Here is a 16,137-nt window from a genome sequence, read left to right as displayed (position 1 = left end):
CCACCCCGGTGCCGCGGGGCGGCCCGACCCCCCGGTCAGCCCGCGTACCAGTACGTGTTGAGCTGGCCGACGGCGGCCATCGCCGATCCCAGGTCGTAGCGGTCCACGGCGAGGAAGGTGGGCTTCTTGCGGGCGGCCGGCGCACAGAAGCGCTCCGCCCGGTCGAGCGCCTTGCCGTTGTCGGCCGTGATGGTCGCCGCGACCGGCGTGTCCCGGAAGTGGTTCATCACGAACAGCGGCCGGAACCCCGGCTCGGTACGGGTCAGCGGGGTGTCCCACCGGCTGTAGCAGGACCAGTCGGAGGTGCCGACGCCGCCACCCATCGACCAGTAGTTCTCGACGGTCCAGTCACGCTGGTACATGACGCCGAAGCTGTCACGGGTCAGCCCGGCCGCCTCGTCCTGCGCGCGGCTGTGGTCGGTGAAGATGAGCAGCCGCTTGTCACGCCGCTTGAGCTCGGCCAGGGTGGGCCAGCCGCGCTCGCGCACCCCGTCGAGGTCCGGCCGCAGGAGCAGGTCGGCGAGGCCGGGCACCCGGGCCAACTCGGCACGCAGCACGTCGGGCGCCACGTAGTCCTCCAGGAACACGGTGACGATCTCGTCGCGGTGCCCGGCCAGGAAATCGACGATGCGCCGGAGATCGACCGACAACGCCACCGGCCGGCTGACCAGGGTGCAACTGTTGTGACACAGGATCGCCCCGTCGGGGGTCTGCTGGATGTCGAGCATGAAGCCGCGTACCCCGTCGGCCAGTTGCTGCTCGATGCCCCGGTTCTGGTTGGGGAACATGTTCACGAACGGCGGAGCGAACCCGCCGTCGACGCCGTTGGCGTACGCGTTGTGCGCGGTCAGGAACGTGAGCTGGTCGAGGGTACGGGAGTCACCGGGCGGCAGCGGGTTCCTCGGCACCGACAGCGGGGTGAGGTACCACCGGGCCGGGTCGCCGTCGGCGCCGAGTACCAGCCGGTCGCCGGCCGAGCCGGTCGGCACCGCAAGGTACCGCTCGGCGCCCGGGTCTCCCAGCGCGTACCGGTCGGCTCCGGTCGCCGTGACCCGCCACCGCGCGTCGGCGCCGCCGCACCCGGTGAGGACGACCGCGTCGCCGGCCCGGCCCAGGCACCGCCCGGCGAGGTCGAGGTTGTCCAGCACGTACCCGTCGCCGTCGCGGCGTAGCCGCCACTGTTGGTGGTCCTCGTTGCCCCGGGGTCGGTGCGCCGCCACGGCGTCGCCGCTGGCGGCCGCGTTCCACCCGGTCAGCGCGCTCTGCAGGTAGTACTGCCCGTCGGCGGGCCCGCTCGGCGCACCCGGCTCGGCGGACGTCGCCGCGGCGTGGCCGGTGGCGAACGTGCCGGCCGCCACGGTGGCGGCGAGCACGGGTACGGCGAGCACGGCGGCACGGGACGCGCGCATCCAGGGACCCTCCCGGTCGACGGGTGACGGCCACGTCTGGTGACGCGACGCGTCGGCAGCGCGAATTGTAGCGACATACATCGATCAGTACACGCCCGTGCCGGGACCGGTGATTACGCGGATACGCCGGCACCGGCGCGACGCCGAGACTTCACGCACCCGTAATCATTGAGGAGGTTCAATGAATCCGATCCTCAGCGTGCGTCGAATTCTCGGCCTGATGGTCGCCGCGCTGGTGCTCGCCGGCATCACCCCGGCCGGCGTCGCCCACGCGGCAGCGCGGACACCGGTCGTGTTCGTCCACGGCTTCACCGGCAGCGCGTCAAACTGGACCACCGCGATGTCGGTCTTCCGTGCGGCAGGCTACAGCAGCAGCGAGCTGTTCGCCTACGAGTACAACTCCTACGGCGACAACGTCGCCAACGCCCGCGGCCTGGCCACCTTCGTCAACCAGGTGCGCAGCCGCACCGGCGCGTCCAAGGTGGACATCGTCAACCACTCCATGGGCGGCCTGGTCAGTCTCTGGTACGTCAAGCAGCTCGGCGGCACCGCGTACGTCAACCACCTCGCCTCGCTGGCCGGTGCCAACCACGGCACCACCTCGGCGGGCGCCTGCCTGGCCTTCGTCACGTGCCAGCAGATGTACCCGGGATCGCCGTTCATCAACACCCTGTCCGCGGGCGACGAGACACCGGGCAGCGTCACCTACGCCACCTGGTATTCGCCGTGTGACGGCGTCATCATCCCGTACACCAGCACCATGCTGTCCGGCGCGACGAACAACTACGTCGTCTGCGAGAACCACCTCACGTACCTGACCGACACCACGATCCTGAACCAGGTGCGCGCCTTCATGTCGAGCTAGCCGGCCTCGACCCGCAGGGCCGCGAACGGAACGGCCACGGCCCGAACGGTCCCGCGTACCCGGTGCGGTGCGCGGGACCCGCCGCTGCCCGGCTCCGACCCCTACCCCATGAGCCGGGTCAGTTCCACCCGCGAGCGCACGCCGAGCCGGGTGAAGATGTTGCGCAGGTGGTACTCGACGGTCCGCCGGCTCAGGAACAGCCGCTCGGCCACCTCCCGGTTGGTGGCGCCGTCGGCCACCAGCCGCGCGATCTGCGCCTGCTGCGGGGTGAGGGAGTCGGCGACCCGTACCCGGTGCGGCTGCACCCGGTCGCCGGCCGCCCGCAGCTCGGCGGTCGCCTGGCCGACCCACGGCCGGGCGTCGAAGCGCTCGAACGTCTCCAGGGCACTGCGCAGGTACTCGCGGGCGGCGCCCGGCTGCCGGCGCCGGCGCAGCCGCTGGCCGTACAGCAGTTCGGTACGGGCCCGTTCGAACTCCGACGCGCCGACCTGGTGGTGGCGCAGCGCCTCCCGGAAGTACTCGTCGGCCTCGCCGTCGCTGTCGGTCACCAACGCGTGGCACCGGGCCGACAGGGCGAGCCAGCCGGCCTTGCCGGTCCGTACCATCCACGGGTCGAACGCCTTCAGCGCGCCGGCGGCGGTCTCCCGGTCGCCGCAGAGCGCGGCGGCCTCGACCAGGTGGGGCGTCGCGGCGACCTTGACGACGAGGTGACCGTGCGCCGGCTGGACGCCCATCAGCCGCCGCAACCGGGTGACCGCGTCGGCCGGGCGCCCGTCGACGAGGTCCAGGACCGCGAGAGCCCAGTCGCCCAGCGAACGGGACCGGCCCGCGTCGTCCCCGGCGGTACGCGCGTGTACTTCGCGGACCCGCAGCGCACAGGTCTGGCGGTCACCGCCGAGGGCCGCCAGGACCGCGAGCGCCCCGAGCTCGTTGGTGGCCAGGCTCTCCTGCCCGGACAGTCGCGCCAGTCGCACGGCCTCCTGGTAGGTGGACGCGGCGGTGTCGTAGTGACCGAGCGCGAAGTCCGCCGCCGCCATCAGGTCCAGCGCGTGCGGCACCGTCGCGAGATCGCCGCCGGTACGGGCGACCTCGGCCAGCCGGGTCGCCAGGCGGTGCGCCCGTACGTCGTCGCCGAGCAGGAAGGCGGCCGCGCCGGCCTGGCTCAGCGCGGCCGGCTCGTCGAGCGCCCGGGCCAGCGCGACGACCCGGCGCAGCGGGGCGGCCGCCGCGGCATAGTCGCCCTGGAACAGTGCCGCCAGACCGGCCATCTGCTCCAGCATCAGCTCGACGGCCGGCGGCTCATCGGCGCGGCGCAGCGCCAGCGCCCGCCGGGCGACGGCCGGGTACCGGTCGTAGTCACCGGACTGGCACAGCGCCTCGCCGGCCCGTACCAGCGCCGCGATCGCCAGGTGACGGTCCCGCTCGGCCAAGTGCACCGCCGCGGTCAGCAGCGACCGCCGGGCGGCGGCGGTGTCCCCGCCCGCCAGCTCGATCTCGCCGCCCAGCAGCTCCGCGTGCGCGCGTACGCGTCCGGTGGCGGTACCGGCGCGGGCCCGGCGCAGCAGCATCCGGGCCCGGTGCGACTCACCGCCCAGCCAGGCGTGGCGCGCCGCGGCGAGCAGGCGCAGCGCCGCGCACTCGGGTCGGGTGCTCAGCTCGGCCGCCCGTTCGAGCGCCCGGGAGGCGGTTGCGCGACGCGTTCCGGGCCGGGTCGCCGCGCGCTCGAGGGCGGCGGCGAGGACGTCGTCGGGGCCGGGCCGGGCCGCCGCCCGGTGCAGATGGTGGCGCAGCGCCTGGGTGGCCGGGTTCAGCGTCCGGGCCAGCACCCGGTGGGCGGCGTGACGGTCGGCGGCGGGCGCCTCGTGGTACACCACCGACCGCATCAGCGGCTGCCGGAACGTCACGACGGCGTCGGCCACGTCTGCCCGCTCGGCGCCGCCGAGGTCGGCCCAGCCGGCCCCTTCGGGGAGGTCGGCCCGGCCGGCGGCGCCGCCGACGTCGATCAGGCCGGCCGACTCGGCCGGTCGCAGCGCGTCGAGGTCCGTGCCGGACGCGGCGGCGGCGCGGGACAGCTCGCCGACGCCGAGACCGCGGGCGCCGAACTCGCCGTCGGCGGCCGCGAGCAGCAGCAACCACCTGGTGGCGGCCGGCTGGCCGGCCAGCCGCGCCCGGTACGCGTGCCGCAGCCGGCTCTCCGGCGGTAGGCGCGCCGGTGGTGGCGCGTCGCCGCGCCGCTGCTCCGGTGACAGGGAGCGGGCCAGGTCCAGCAGCGCGCGTGGGTTGCCGTGGGCCGTGGCGACCAGCGCGCCGGCCACGTCCTCGGCGGGTACGAGGTCCGCGACGAGCGCGTGGGCACCGCGGTGGTCGAGCGGGGCCAGCCGATAGGCGGGTACGCCGGACGGCGGTCCGGCGGCGAGCCGGTCGTCGCCCGCGTCGTCACCGGCGAGGACGACCGCGACCGGTTCGCCGTCCACCCGCCGCGCCAGGAACTCCAGCACCTGCCGGGTCTGCCGGTCCAGCCAGTGGGTGTCGTCCGCCAGGCACAGGACCGGCCGTTGGCGGGCGGCCGCCCGGACCGCCCGGAGCACACCGACCGACACCGCGAACCGTTCGTCGTCGCGGTAGCCCGCCTCGACCGCCCGCAGCAGCCGTCGCGCCTCGTCGCACACCTGGCCGTCGGGATCGTGCACCGGGTGGTCGGATTCGCGGGCCGGGTCGTCGAGGTGGTGCAGGACGAGTTCGAGCAGGCGGTGCAGCCCGGCGAACGGTAGCGCGGTCTCCCCTTCGCTGCCGGCCACCGAGAGGACGGTGAAGCCCTCGGCCTGCGCGGCGGCGTACCGCAGCAGCGTGGTCTTGCCGATCCCCGGTTCGCCGTGGAGGACGAGCGCGCCGCCCCGGCCGGCGGCCGCGTCCGCGAGCAGGGTACCGATGGCGTGGCGCTCCGCCGCGCGGTCGACCACGATGACCCGTTCCATTGAAGAACCGGCATTCATATTTCTGAGTGTTACCTGTCGGTAACGACTTCGGAAGACCGCCCACGGGTGACGCCCTCCGAACCGGGTGCCTGACGCGGGCGAAACCGCTGATACCAGGGGGACAGGGCGGGCAGCTCGGGCACCGGAGACAGCGATTTCGCGGCATCCGACCGGGCCTAGACTTATCGACCGACGGCCGGCACCCACCGGAACCGATCGGGGCGCGCCGACGCAGCGGAAAGGTCGTGATCGATGCCAAAGCCTCGTTCCGCGCTGAGACTGGTCGACGTCGCGGCACGCGCCGGAGTCTCACTGGCGACCGCGTCCCGCGCCCTCTCCGGTCGCGACGGTGTCAGCGCCCACCTGGCCGAACGCGTCCGCCAGGTCGCCAGCGAACTGGGCTACGTCGCGAACATGCACGCCCGCACGCTCGCCGGCGGATCGACGTCGACGGTCGGCCTGATCGTCCACGATATCGGGGACCCGTACTTCTCCGAGATCGCCAGCGGCGTCCTCCGGGTCGCCGGCGAGCAGAACCGCATCGTCCAGATCTGCCACTCCGGCCGCGACCCCGAGGTCGAACTGCGCCAGATCCGTACCCTGATCGCCCACGGCGTGGACGTCATCATCGTGGCCGGTTCCGGACACACCGAGCCGGAACTACAGGCCGGGTCGCGCGCCGAGTTGGCCGCCTTCCAGCGCTCCGGCGGACGGGTGGCCGTGATCGGACGGCACCACCTCAGTGCCGACGCGGTACTCCCGGACAACGAGGCGGGCGGCCGGGCCGTCGCCGCGCACCTGCTGTCGCTCGGGCACCGCCGGATCGCGGTCGTGACCGGGCCACGCGGGCTGACCACCGTCGCCGACCGGCTGGCGGGAGTGGCGTCCGCGCTGGACGGACACGGCCTGTCCCTGACCGACCTGCCCCTGGTGGAGACCGACTTCACCGGTGGCGGCGGACGGCTGGCCGCCGACCGGATCCTGCGTGGACACCCGCGGACCACGGCCATCGTCGCGCTCAATGACGTGATGGCCATCGGCGTCCTGTCGACGCTGCGTGCGTGCGGGGTGGCGGTACCCGGACGGATCTCGGTCACCGGGTTCGACGACGTGTCGGTCGCCGCCGACCTCGGGCCGAGTCTGACCACCGTCCGGCTGCCGATGGCACAGATGGGCGAGCTGGCACTGGAGCTGGCGCTCAGGCCGCCGGTGGTCCGCCCACGACGCAAGTCGATGGCGTACCGGCTGGTGGTCCGCGACTCGACCGGCCCCGCCCCGGAAGCGTGACCTGAGCAGGGCGCCCCCGCGACGGCCGGTACCGACACAGGGACGCCCTCCGCAGCACACTCGGGACCGGAGCCCCGGGCGACTACCCGCGCAGGACGTCGACGGCGAGTTCCTTCACCACGGACTCGTCGACCTCCACGCCGAGACCGGGTCCGGCCGGCACGTGGGCGATGCCGTCGCTGACCTCGACCGTCGCGCCGGTGGCGTACGACGACTTCAGGAACTGGCGGCCGTTGAGGTCGACCGGCGTGTCGATGCCGAACGCGGCGAACAGGTGCAGCGACGCGGCGAGGCCGAGGTCGGAGTCGGTGAGACCGGAGCCCATGAGGCGGACCCCGCTGTCCTCGGCGAGCGCGCACAGCCGGCGCGACAGCGTCAGCCCGCCGCTGCGCTGCACCTTGGCGATGGCGACGTCAACGGCTTCGAGCTTGACGAAGGTGGCGAGGTCGCTGGGGTGGCGCAGGCTCTCGTCGAGCGCGACCGGCAGGGGCGACGCCTGCCGCAGACGGCGCTGGCCCGCGATGTCGTTGGCCGGCAGCGGCTGCTCGAACGCGGTGACGCCCAGGTCCGCCATGGCGCGGGCCATCCGCAGCGCCGCGTCGACGGTGTACCCCTGGTTGGCGTCCACCCACAGCGGCGCGTCCGGGGCCGCCTCCCGGACGGCGCGGACGACGGCGATGTCCTCGGCCTCGGTGTGCAGGCCGACCTTCACCTTGAAGGCGCGGTACCCGAGCTCGTACCCCTCCGCCACGCAGTCGGCGACCTCGGCCGCGGTCTGGCCGGACACGATCCAGCCGAGGTCGATGGTCTCCCGGCGGCGCTGGCCCCACAGCATCCCGACCGGTACGCCCAGCGCCCGGCCGAGCAGGTCGTGCAGCGCGACGTCGACCGCGCACTTGGCCAGCGGCGAGCCGATGGTGAACCCGCGGTTGACGGCCCGGTCGAACGCGCTTGTGATGCCATCGAGATCCCAGCAGGGGCGGCCGAGGATGGCCGGAGCCAGGTACCGGTCGATGGTGGTGACGATGGACTCGGCCGTCTCGTAGGTCCAGGCGGGGATGGGGGTCGCCTCGCCCCAGCCGGCGACGCCATCGGCGCTCACCTTCACCAGGACGCGGATGCTGGGCTTGCCGGCGACGGCGACCGACCCGCCGGACACGCCGAAGGAGCGCAGGGTGGGTAGCGCGACGGCGTACGTCTCGACACGGTCGATCGTCAGCCCGGTCAGGGCCGAGGCGGGATGGGTCACGAAAATTGCCTCTCGTTAGTGCGGTGCGAGCTTCGCCGTGCTGGCCCGGAGGACGACGTCGCCGGCCATCCGGTGGATCCGGCGGCGGCGACCCGGGTTCTCGGTGAGCACCAGTTCCATGGCGCGCTCACCGAGCTGCTGCAACGGCAGGGCGACGGTGGTCAGGGGTGGCATGAGGTCGCGGACGATCGGGATGTCGTCGAACCCGGCGACCGACACGTCGCCGGGCACGGACAGCCCGTGGTCGCGCAGGGCCGCGACCGCGCCGATGGCCATCACGTCGGTCACGGCGAACACGCAGGTGGCCTCCAGTCCGCGGCTGATCAGCTCGGACATGGCGGCGTACCCGCCGTCGCGGGTGAACGGGCCCTCCAGGATGTCAGCCGGGGACAGCCGCACGCCGTCCTTCCTCAACTCGTCGCGGAAGCCGCCGACCCGGTCGGCCACGGTGGTCAACGCCCGGGGTCCGGCGAGGACGACGAACCGCCGGTGGCCCAGGTCGAGCAGTGCCCGGGCCAGGGCGGCGGCGCCGGCGCGGTTCTCCGGCAGGACGCTGTCGACCTTCAGGCTGCGGTGCCGGCTGACCACCGCGACCCGACCGCCGCCCTTGAGGTACGGCTCGAGTTCGGCGTCGAGGGCCTGTTCCCAGTCGGGATCTTCGAAGCCCGAGCCGATGAGCAGGATCGCCGGGGCGCGCTCGGCGCGCAGCATCGACACGTACGCGATCTCGCGCTCGGGTTCGCGGAAGGTGCTGGCGAGCATGACCAGCAGGTCGTTTTCTCCGGCCACCCGCATGATGCCGCCGGCCACCGCGGCGAAGTAGGGATCGCTGACGTCGTGGCAGATGACGCCGACGGTCCGGTTCGTGGCCCCGGCCAATGCCCGGGCGTGCGCGTTCGGCGTGTACGCCAGCCGTTCGGCGGCCTCGAGCACCCGTTCGCGCAAGCCGGGTGTCACCCGCGCGGTTCCATTAAGTGCCCGGGAGGCCGTCGCGAGCGAGACGTCGGCGGCGCGGGCCACGTCTTCCAACGTCACATGGGTCCGTGCCTGCATCGACTCTCCCCACGGATGTGCTTGACCACACATTTCGGTGTGGTTACCGTAACAGCCTGAAAGCGCTTACTGAAAGCGCATTCAGACGCAGGGATTGTTACGCCGAGGTAACGCTCGGCCAGTCCGATGGCACGCGCCTACCCAGCGGCTGCGCACCCGGAAACCGCCGGCCAGCCCAGGGAGAACGGAGGGTCATGGCCGCGCACAGTTCGACCGACCAACTGAAGCGGACGGGTTCCACCCCCGGCGGAGCGGTGACCGCACGCCGCCCGGCGCGGGCGGGCAGCGGTCTCGTCCGTTTCGTCCAGGGGACCTGGCGCCCGTTCGCCGTCCTCGTAGCGATCTTGATCGCCTGGTGGGCGGTGACCGCCGCCGAGCTCGTCAAGCCGTACCTGGTGCCCTCCCCCGGCAAGACGCTCGACGTCATCGTCGCCCAGACGAGCTACTTCACGCACAACACCTGGATCACCACGTACGAGACGATCCTCGGCTTCGCGATCGCGATCGCGGTCGGCGTGGTGTCCGCCGTCGTCATGGTGTACTCGCCGACGGTCGAGAAGAGCCTGTACCCGCTCCTGCTGTTCGCGCAGGTCATCCCGAAGATCGCGATCGCGCCGCTGTTCGTCGTCTGGCTCGGCTTCGGGCTCACCCCGAAGATCGTCGTAGCGGTGCTGATGGCCTTCTTCCCCATCGTCATCGCGATGGTCACCGGCCTGAAGTCGGTCGACCCCGAGATGCTGCAACTGTCGGCGACGATGGGCGCGGGCTCCGGACAGACGTTCTGGAAGATCCGGTTCCCCGCCTCACTGCCGCACCTGTTCTCCGGACTGAAGGTCGCCGCGACGATGGCCGTCACCGGCGCCGTGGTCGGCGAGTTCGTCGGGGCCAACGAGGGCCTCGGCTACGTGATCCTGCAGGCCAACGGCAACCTCGACACCCCCATGCTCTTCGCCGGGCTGCTCATCATGTCCCTGCTCGGCGTGATCCTGTTCGTCATCGTCGAACTGCTCGAGTACTTCGTCCTTCCCTGGCACGCCAGCCGCCGTACCGACGCCGCTACGACGTCGCTGTAAAAGGAGACACCACATGAAGTTGCGCACCCTCGTCGCCGGACTCGGGCTCGTTCCGGCGCTGTTACTCGCCGCCACCGGCTGCGGCGGCTCGGACTCGGGTAAGCAGAGCCAGGACGCTTCGGGCAACAAGACCGACAAGGTGACCCTGACCCTCAACTGGTACCCGTACGGCGAGCACGCGCCGTTCTACTACGGCAAGAAGCAGGGCATCTTCGCCAAGCACGGCATCGACCTGACCATCCAGGCCGGCCAGGGCTCGCAGAAGACGATCCAGGCGACCGCGGCCGGGCAGACCGACTTCGGCTGGGCCGACACGCCGGCCCTGCTGGGCGCCGTGGGCCAGGGCATGAACGTCAAGAGCCTCGGTGTGTTCCTGCAGACCACGCCCTCGTCGGTGCAGTTCTTCAGCGAGAAGAACATCACGTCCCCGGCCGACCTCAAGGGCAAGACCATCGCCTCCACCGCCGGCGACGCGCTCAGCAAGACCTTCCCGGCGTTCCTGAAGGCCAACGGCATGAACCCCGGCGACGTCACGCTCCAGAACACCGACGCCGCGGGCAAGATGGCCGCCGTCATGTCGGGCAAGACCGACGCGCTGCTCGGCTTCGCCACCGACCAGGGGCCGACGATGCAGGAGAAGGCCGGCAAGCAGGTCTCCTACCTGAAGTTCGCCGAGCACGGTCTCAGCTTCTACAGCAACGGCCTGCTCGCCTCCACCGACACCATCAAGAACAAGAAGGACCTCGTCAAGCGCATGGTCGAGGCCAGCAGCGAGGCGTGGGCCGCCGCCGAGTCCGACCAGGCCGCCGCGGTGGACGCGATGGACGGCGCCTCCCAGCAGCTGCCCTCCAAGAAGGTCCTCACCGAGCAGTTCAGCGAGACCGTCAAGCTGCTGCACACCGACGCCACCAAGGGCAAGGCCCCCGGCGTGAACACCGAGGCCGACTGGAACAAGACCATCGCGGTCTTCGCCGAGGCGGGCGTGATCGCGAAGGCCGAGTCGCCGGCGACGTACTGGGACGCGAGCTTCGCGCCGAAGGGATGACCTCGATGATGGCCGGTAACACCACCACGCAGCGGTCCGCGGGCGCCACGACGACCGGCGCCGCGGTCGAGATCGACGACGTCGCGGTCCGGTTCCGCACCAAGAAGAAGGACGTCACCGCACTCACCGACGTCTCCCTGCGGATCGAGCCGGGCGAGTTCGTGTCGATCGTCGGCGCCTCCGGCTGCGGCAAGTCGACCCTGCTCAAGCTGGTGTCCGGCCTGCTGCGGCCGACGTCGGGCCAGGTCCGGCTGCACGGCGAGGACGTGCGCGGGCCGCGGCGCGACATCGGGTACGTGTTCCAGCGGGCCGCTCTGCTGGAGTGGCGGACGGCGCGGAAGAACATCCTGCTCCAGGCCGAGATCCGCAAGATGCCCAGGGCCGAGGCGCGCCAGCGCGTCGACGAGCTGATCGCGATGACCGGCCTGGCCGGCTTCGAGGACGCGTACCCGAACGAGCTGTCCGGCGGGATGCAGCAGCGGGTGGCCCTGTGCCGCGCGCTGCTGCACCGCCCCCCGGTCCTGCTCATGGACGAGCCGTTCGGCGCGCTCGACGCGCTCACCCGTGAGCAGATGAACGTCGAGCTGCGCCGGATCTGGCGGGAGACCGGGACCACCGTCATGCTCGTCACGCACTCCATCGCCGAAGCCGTCTACCTCGCCAACCGCGTGGTCGTCATGACCCCCCGGCCGGGCACCATCGCCGAGCTGATCGACGTCGACCTGCCGGTCGAGCGCGACTACGGCGCGACGATGTCCGAGCCGGAGTTCGCCCGGGCCACGGGACGCATCCGCGACCTGCTCGGCGCGACGACGACCGCCGAATAACCACCAGATCTGGAAGGACACACTGTGGAGCGCACGTCAATCGGCATCGTCGTCAACGGCGTGACCGGGCGGATGGGGTACCGGCAGCACCTCGTCCGTTCCCTGCTGGCCATCCGGGAGCAGGGCGGCCTGCCCGCCCGCGACGGCAGCCGTATCTGGCCCGAACTGACTCTCGTCGGCCGCAACTCCGCCAAGCTCGCCGAGATCGCTGCCCGGCACGGGCTGACGTCGTACACGACCGACCTGGACGCCGCGCTCGCGGACCCGTCCCACCAGATCTACTTCGACGCACAGGTCACCGCCCAGCGGGAGAAGGCGATCCGGGCGGCGATCGAGGCGGGTAAGCACATCTACACCGAGAAGCCCCTCGCCGAAGGCGTGGCCGGGTCGCTGGAGCTGGCCCGGCTCGCCGCGGCGAAGGGCGTCAAGAACGGCGTCGTACAGGACAAGCTGTTCCTGCCCGGCCTGCGCAAGCTCAAGCGGCTGGTCGACAGCGGGTTCTTCGGCCGGATCCTGTCGGTACGCGGCGAGTTCGGCTACTGGGTGTTCGAGGGCGACTGGCAGACCGCCCAGCGGCCGAGCTGGAACTACCGCGCCGAGGACGGCGGCGGCATCGTGGTCGACATGTTCCCGCACTGGCACTACGTGCTGGAACAGATCTTCGCGCCGGTGAAGTCGGTGACCGCGCACATCGCCACCCACATCCCCGAGCGCGTCGACGAGAACGGCCAGGTCTACAAGGCCACCGCCGACGACGCCGCGTACGGCATCTTCGAGCTGTCCGGCGGCATCGTCGCCCAGATCAACTCGTCCTGGACGGTCCGCGTCAACCGCGACGAGCTGGTGGAGTTCCAGGTCGACGGCACCCACGGCAGCGCCGTCGCCGGCCTGCGCAACTGCCGCATCCAGCACCGTGGGACCACGCCGATGCCGGTGTGGAACCCGGACCTGCCGGTCACCGAGCCCTTCCGGTCACAGTGGCAGGCCGTCCCGGACAACGAGGAGTTCGACAACGGCTTCAAGGTGCAGTGGGAGGCGTTCCTGCGGCACGTCGTCGACAACGAGCCGTTCCCGTGGGACTTCCTGGCCGGCGTGCGCGGCGTGCAGCTCGCCGAGGCGGGCCTGCAGTCGGCGCGCGAGGGCCGGCGGATCGAGCTCGAGGAGATCACACTGTGAGTGCCAGCATCGTGCTGCCGGGCGTCGACGGCACGTCCGAGCGGCTGACGCTGCGGGAGCCGGGGCGCTGGCAGCGCCCGGCCGCCCCGGCGACCAGCCGGATCGCGTACGCCGCCGCCCACGTCGTCGCCGACCCGTACGCCGACAACGCCCCCGGCCAACCGGCCCGGCTGGACTGGGAGGCCACCCTCGCGGTGCGGCACAACCTGTGGTCGTGGGGGCTCGGCGTCGCCGAGGCCATGGACACCGCCCAGCGCGGGATGGGCCTGGACTGGGACGCCACCCGGGAGCTGATCCGGCGCAGCGCCGCCGAGGCGGCCGCCTGCGGCGGGCGGATCGTGGCCGGTGCCGCCACCGACCAACTGCCCGCGGCGGTCGGCAGCCTCGACGAGATCGTCGCCGCGTACACCGAGCAGGTCGCGTTCGTGCAGGACGCCGGCGCGACGGCGGTCGTCATGTGCAGCCGCCAGCTGGCCGCCCTGGCCAAGGGGCCGCAAGACTACCTGTACGTCTACGACCGGGTCCTGGCGCAGACCGGTGCCCCGGTCGTGCTGCACTGGCTGGGCGACATGTTCGACCCGGCGCTCGCCGGCTACTGGGGGGCGGGCGACCTCGACGCGGCGACGAAGACGTTCGTGTCGATGGTGCACGCCCACGCCGACGTCATCGACGGCGTGAAGGTGTCGCTGCTCGACGCCGCCCGCGAGGTCGGCCTGCGCGAACTGCTGCCGGCGTCGGTGCGCGTCTACACCGGCGACGACTACAACTACCCGGAGCTGATCGCCGGCGACGGGCAGCGGTACAGCCACGCGCTGCTCGGCGCGTTCGCGGCCATCGCCCCGGCCGCGTCGACGGCGCTGCAGCGCCTCGACGCCGGCGACGCGGCGGGCTTCCGGGAGATCCTCGACCCGACGGTGCCGCTGTCGCGGCACGTGTTCGCGGCGCCGACGCAGTACTACAAGACCGGCATCGCATTCCTGTCCTGGCTCAACGGGTTCCAGCCCGGCTTCACCATGGTCGGCGGCCTGCACAGCGGCCGTAGCGTGCCGCACCTGGTACGGACGTTCCGGCTGGCCGACGCGAGCGGCCTGCTGCTCGACCCCGAACTGGCCGCCGAACGGATGCGGCAGTACCTCACCGTCGCGGGGGTGACCGCGTGACCACGATTCCGGCCGGCGACCCGCGCCTGGCGAAGCTGTCACTCAACCAGCAGACCACGAAGTCCTGGTCGGTACGGGAGGCCGTCGAGGGCTGCGTACGGGCGGGCATCCCCGCCATCGGCCTGTGGCGCGAGCCGGTGGCCGAGATCGGCGTCGAGGCGGCCGCGAAGGTCGTCTCCGACGCCGGGCTGCGGGTGTCGTCGCTGTGCCGCGGTGGCTTCCTCACCGCCTCCGGCGACACCGACCGCGCGGCGGCCCTCGACGACAACCGGCGCGCCATCGACGAGGCGGCCACCCTGGGTACCGACACCCTGGTGATGGTCGTCGGCGGCCTGCCCGCCGGGTCGAAGGATCTGCCGGGCGCGCGGCAGCGGGTGGCCGACGCGATCGCCGAGCTGGCCCCGTACGCGGGCGAACGCGGCGTGCGGCTCGCCCTCGAACCGCTGCACCCCATGTACTGCGCCGACCGGGCGGTCCTGTCCACCCTCGGCCAGGCGATCGACCTCGCCGAACCGCACCCGGCTGCGCAGGTCGGCGTCGTCGTCGACACGTTCCACATCTGGTGGGACCCGGACGTGTGGCACCAGATCGCACGGGCGGGCGCCCGCATCGCGAGCTTCCAGGTGTGCGACTTCCTCACCCCGCTGCCGGCCGACGTGCTGCTCGGCCGCGGCATGATGGGCGACGGTCACATCGAGTTCGGGCCGTTCCAGCGGGCGGTCGACGCCGCCGGGTACACCGGCGACACCGAGGTCGAGATCTTCAACGCCGAGGTGTGGGCGACCGACCCCGACGAGGTCCTGGCCACCATGAAGCAGCGCTATGTCGACCTGGTCCTCGAGGCCTGACCCGGGTCGCCTGGTGATGAGGGTCGTGTGCTGATGAAGGTCGTGTGCTGATGAAGGTCGTCCGCTGATGAAGGTCGTCATAGCGCCCGACTCGTTCAAGGGCAGCCTGGCCGCCGGTGACGCCGCCCGCGCGCTCGCGCGGGGATGGCAGCGCCGGCGGCCTGCCGACGAGGTACGGCTGCTTCCGCTGGCCGACGGCGGCGAGGGTACCGTCGACGCCTTCGCCTCCGCCCTGCCGCAGGCGGAGCGGAGGGCCGAGACCGTACCCGGGCCCGACGGCCGGCCGGTGGCCGCCGACTGGCTGCTGCTTCCCGACGGGACGGCCGTACTCGAACTGGCCCAGTCCAGCGGATTGCCGCTGATGCGCACGCCGGACCCGCTGCGGGCGCACACGTACGGGCTCGGCGCGGTCATGCGCGCCGCCGTGGACGCCGGCGCCACCCGCCTGGTCGTCGGGCTCGGCGGGTCGGCGTCGACCGACGGGGGTACCGGCGCGCTGCGGGCGCTCGGCCTGCGGCTGCTCGACGCGCACGGGCGGGACCTGCCGCTCGGCGGCGGCCCGCTGGTCGAGCTGGCCCACCTCGACGGCGTCGACCTGATCGACCCGCCGCCCGGCGGCACGGACCTGCTGGTCGACGTGACGGCACCGCTGCTCGGTCCGACCGGCGCGGCCGCCACGTACGGCCCGCAGAAGGGCGCACAGCCGGCCGACGTGGCGCTGCTGGACCGGGCGCTGCGGCGGCTCGCCGAACTGGCCGGCGGCCGGCCGGACCAGCCCGGCGCCGGTGCCGCCGGCGGCACCCCGTACGGCCTGGTCGCCCTGTGGGGCGCACGCATCATGCCGGGCGCGCAGACGATCTCCGCGCTCGTCGGGATGCCCGACGCCCTCGCCAGCGCCGACGTGGTGCTCACCGGCGAGGGGCGCTTCGACGAGACCTCGCTGACCGGCAAGGTCGTCGGGTCGCTGCTGGAGGCGGCCGCCGGGTCGGGCGTGTCGATCGGGATCGTCGCCGGCCAGGTGGCCGGGCCGGTACCCGCGTCGGTGGCCGCGGCGGTGTCGCTGGTCGAGCTGGCCGGATCGGTCACGGCCGCCCTCGGCGACCCGGCGACGTGGCTGGAGGAGGCCGGCGCCGCGATGGCGCAGCGGCTGGCCGGCTGATCGGCGGCCGG

At 72.6% G+C, this 16,137-nt stretch carries 13 protein-coding genes; 9 read left to right on the top strand and 4 right to left on the bottom strand.

Features of this window, described 5'->3' with window-relative positions; translation table 11 throughout:
* Positions 1-35 precede the first annotated feature (35 nt).
* Entirely contained in the window at positions 36-1,409 is a 1,374-nt protein-coding gene (locus ACNTMW_RS05145) for a phosphoinositide-specific phospholipase C-related protein (RefSeq protein WP_426632195.1), read from the bottom strand.
* A gap of 181 nt (positions 1,410-1,590) precedes the next feature.
* Between ACNTMW_RS05145 and ACNTMW_RS05140 the strand changes: the two genes are divergently transcribed.
* Entirely contained in the window at positions 1,591-2,274 is a 684-nt protein-coding gene (locus tag ACNTMW_RS05140; RefSeq protein WP_426632194.1) for an esterase/lipase family protein, read from the top strand.
* A gap of 101 nt (positions 2,275-2,375) precedes the next feature.
* Here the strand turns inward: ACNTMW_RS05140 and ACNTMW_RS05135 are convergent, their stop codons facing one another.
* The gene (locus tag ACNTMW_RS05135) at positions 2,376-5,249 is read right to left on the bottom strand and encodes an AAA family ATPase (protein WP_426632193.1); all 2,874 of its coding nucleotides are present in this window, start codon (positions 5,247-5,249) and stop codon (positions 2,376-2,378) included.
* 252 nt (positions 5,250-5,501) lie between these two features.
* Between ACNTMW_RS05135 and ACNTMW_RS05130 the strand changes: the two genes are divergently transcribed.
* Entirely contained in the window at positions 5,502-6,536 is a 1,035-nt protein-coding gene (locus ACNTMW_RS05130; protein ID WP_426632192.1) for a LacI family DNA-binding transcriptional regulator, read from the top strand.
* An 82-nt stretch (positions 6,537-6,618) separates the two neighbouring features.
* Here the strand turns inward: ACNTMW_RS05130 and ACNTMW_RS05125 are convergent, their stop codons facing one another.
* Entirely contained in the window at positions 6,619-7,785 is a 1,167-nt protein-coding gene (locus ACNTMW_RS05125; protein WP_426632191.1) for a mandelate racemase/muconate lactonizing enzyme family protein, read from the bottom strand.
* Between the two features lie 15 nt (positions 7,786-7,800).
* The gene (locus tag ACNTMW_RS05120) at positions 7,801-8,838 is read right to left on the bottom strand and encodes a LacI family DNA-binding transcriptional regulator (RefSeq protein WP_426632190.1); all 1,038 of its coding nucleotides are present in this window, start codon (positions 8,836-8,838) and stop codon (positions 7,801-7,803) included.
* 194 nt (positions 8,839-9,032) lie between these two features.
* On the opposite strand from ACNTMW_RS05120, the gene ACNTMW_RS05115 reads away from it, so the two are divergent.
* The 7 genes from ACNTMW_RS05115 (at position 9,033) to ACNTMW_RS05085 (ending at position 16,126) form a co-directional block, all read left to right on the top strand.
* A complete protein-coding gene (locus ACNTMW_RS05115; RefSeq protein ID WP_426632189.1) occupies positions 9,033-9,911 on the top strand; it encodes an ABC transporter permease in 879 nt (292 codons plus the stop codon).
* A gap of 13 nt (positions 9,912-9,924) precedes the next feature.
* Positions 9,925-10,956, top strand: a complete 1,032-nt coding sequence (locus tag ACNTMW_RS05110; RefSeq protein ID WP_426632188.1) for an ABC transporter substrate-binding protein — start codon at positions 9,925-9,927, stop codon at positions 10,954-10,956.
* Between the two features lie 5 nt (positions 10,957-10,961).
* Positions 10,962-11,783, top strand: a complete 822-nt coding sequence (locus ACNTMW_RS05105) for an ABC transporter ATP-binding protein (protein WP_426632187.1) — start codon at positions 10,962-10,964, stop codon at positions 11,781-11,783.
* A 24-nt stretch (positions 11,784-11,807) separates the two neighbouring features.
* Positions 11,808-12,959, top strand: a complete 1,152-nt coding sequence (locus ACNTMW_RS05100; protein WP_426632186.1) for a Gfo/Idh/MocA family protein — start codon at positions 11,808-11,810, stop codon at positions 12,957-12,959.
* Positions 12,956-14,119: a dihydrodipicolinate synthase family protein gene (locus ACNTMW_RS05095; RefSeq protein ID WP_426632185.1), complete on the top strand. Its 1,164-nt coding sequence runs from the start codon at positions 12,956-12,958 to the stop codon at positions 14,117-14,119. Before ACNTMW_RS05100 ends, ACNTMW_RS05095 begins: the two co-directional genes overlap by 4 nt.
* Positions 14,116-14,967 carry a sugar phosphate isomerase/epimerase family protein gene (locus ACNTMW_RS05090; protein ID WP_426632184.1) on the top strand — a complete coding sequence of 284 codons (852 nt, stop codon included), beginning with the start codon at positions 14,116-14,118 and terminating at the stop codon, positions 14,965-14,967. The genes ACNTMW_RS05095 and ACNTMW_RS05090 overlap by 4 nt, the downstream gene beginning before the upstream one ends.
* Positions 14,968-15,034: 67 nt before the next feature.
* Positions 15,035-16,126: a glycerate kinase gene (locus ACNTMW_RS05085; protein WP_426632183.1), complete on the top strand. Its 1,092-nt coding sequence runs from the start codon at positions 15,035-15,037 to the stop codon at positions 16,124-16,126.
* The last annotated feature ends 11 nt before the right edge of the window (positions 16,127-16,137 follow it).

This window comes from Planosporangium spinosum, assembly GCF_049999945.1.
GTDB lineage: Bacteria > Actinomycetota > Actinomycetes > Mycobacteriales > Micromonosporaceae > Planosporangium > Planosporangium spinosum.
The sequence above is the reverse complement of the archived record's forward strand: the minus strand, read 5'-3'. Positions and strand labels throughout refer to the sequence as shown.